This is a genomic window from Thiohalocapsa halophila, assembly GCF_016583825.1.
Lineage (GTDB): Bacteria > Pseudomonadota > Gammaproteobacteria > Chromatiales > Chromatiaceae > Thiohalocapsa > Thiohalocapsa halophila.
Window position 1 is genome coordinate 1 of the sequence record NZ_NRRV01000165.1, and the last position, 1,895, is coordinate 1,895.

At 68.8% G+C, this 1,895-nt stretch carries 1 protein-coding gene and 1 pseudogene; both read left to right on the plus strand.

Translation table 11 applies throughout. The features are described from left to right. Positions 1-105, plus strand: a pseudogene (locus tag CKO31_RS27955) (IS1595 family transposase); the annotation flags it as partial. A gap of 9 nt (positions 106-114) precedes the next feature. Further along, positions 115-1,359 carry an IS1380 family transposase gene (locus CKO31_RS25695; protein WP_242475697.1) on the plus strand — a complete coding sequence of 415 codons (1,245 nt, stop codon included), beginning with the start codon at positions 115-117 and terminating at the stop codon, positions 1,357-1,359. The last annotated feature ends 536 nt before the right edge of the window (positions 1,360-1,895 follow it).

Genomic DNA, 1,895 nt, shown 5'->3' on the forward strand with positions numbered 1-1,895 from the left:
CCGCTGACCAAGTGGTTTCAGGCGATCTACCTGGTCACGCAGAACAAGAACAATATCTCCGCCCTCTCGCTCAAGCGCCATCTCGGCGTCGCCTACAGCACCGCCTCGGATCCCATGGGCCAGGATCGCCGTCGCGCGCAGGACCGGGACAACGCGCTGGCCAGCTCCAGCACCCTGAACCGCCTGGAGCTCACGCCCGCGGATGCGAACGGTGAGGCACGCTACAAGAAGATCGTCGCCGACCAAGCGGGCCTGGATCGGCTACTGGTTGAGCGCTTCATCGACGCGCACGCCACGGCGCCGCAGGACATCTGGCTCGACCTCGATGCGACCGACGATCCGCTGCACGGCAACCAGGAAGGTCGCTTCTTCCACGGCAACTCAGGCCACTGTTGCTATCTGCCGCTGTACATCACCAGCGGCGAGCACGCGTTCTGCGCGCGGTTGCGCAAGGCTAACGCCGATGCCGCAGACGGGAGCGTCGAAGAGCTGACGCGCATCGTTACGCAGCTGCGCGCGGCTTGGCCGAAGGTGCGCATCGTCATCCGCGGCGACCGCGGGCTCGAGCGCGAGGACATCATGGCCTGGTGCGAGGCCGAAGGGGTGGATTTTGTGCTCGGGCTGGCGAAGAACCAACGGCTCGACGCGCTGAGCCTGCGCTGGCGCGTGCTCGCCCAGCAGGCGTTCCTCGACACCTGCGAACCGAGCCGGGTGTTCGGCGAGCTCCAGTACCGCACGCGCGAGAGCTGGAGCCGTGCCCGGCGCGTCGTGGCCAAGGCCGAGCATCTCGCCAAGGGCGCGAACCCGCGCTACGAGGTCACCTCGCTGAGTCCCAAAGAGGCTGATGCCCGCACCCTCTACGAGGACCTGTTCTGCGCGCGCGGCGATATGGAGAACCGGATCCCTGATCGGGAACAGGGAGCAACAGCTGGAGGTGTTCGCCGACCGGCTCAGCACCCAGACCATGCGCGCCAATCAGCTGCGCCTGACCCTCTCCACCTTCGCCTACACGCTGCTGGTGGCACTGCGCAGCCTCGCGCTCCAGGACACCACGCTCGAGCGCGCCACCCCCGCCACCATCCGTACCCGGCTGCTCAAGGTCGGCGCGCAGGTGCGCGTGAGCGTGCGCCGGGTCGTGATCGCGCTCTCCGAAGCCTTTCCGGCGCAGGACACCTTCATCCAGGCAGCGCGCAACCTCACCGCCGTGCCGGCCCGCGCCGGCCCCGGCTGAGAGGGTTCGCGCGCGTTCACGCCGACGCCACTCCCACTGATGCCAGTCTTCTGCCGGTGCCGCGGCACGGCGCCAATAGCTGCCCCTGGGCCGTCACTGTCCGACCGTCACCGCAGCAAGTCAAATGAACACGCTCCGACCTCAATGCTGACCGAGTCGGACCCCTGAGATGACCGGTGCGCTTGCCGCGAGGCGGCTACAGACTGGTTGCCCACGAACCGGACACTGAATCTGGGGCCTTGCCTGGGGAGGCGCCGACCTGGTGAGCGATGCTGCGGGCTAGGGGGAGTAGGATGCGTCGGCAACGCCAGACTGTGGGGCTGACGAACATCGCGCGGTGCAGGCGCGTGCGGTTCGGGGGTGCTGGGGCGCTCATCTGCGGCGCAGCGGGCCGGCGGCAGGCGCGAGGGGCTGCACCGTCTCCTGCGAGGGCGACGGCGGCTACCAGGCGATGCGCTGATCAAACTCCACGGCCGGCTCGGCTGGCCGAAGCAATCCAAGTCCGGCACCGGCTCGGGAGCCTCGTCTCGGGCGGGTGGTCCACGCGCGGGCGCGAACAGCGCCAGATACGGCGGCCCACCCAGCGCCAAGAGAACCCGCTCGACGGGAGCGGCCGCGGTGATGAAGGCGATGAGGCGCATGTCCGCACGCGATCAGGGCAGGT

Coding starts and splice junctions, on each gene's coding strand:
- CKO31_RS25695 (WP_242475697.1), top strand. CDS start 115: ATGGGCCAGGATCGCCGTCGCGCGCAGGACCGGGACAACGCGCTGGCC.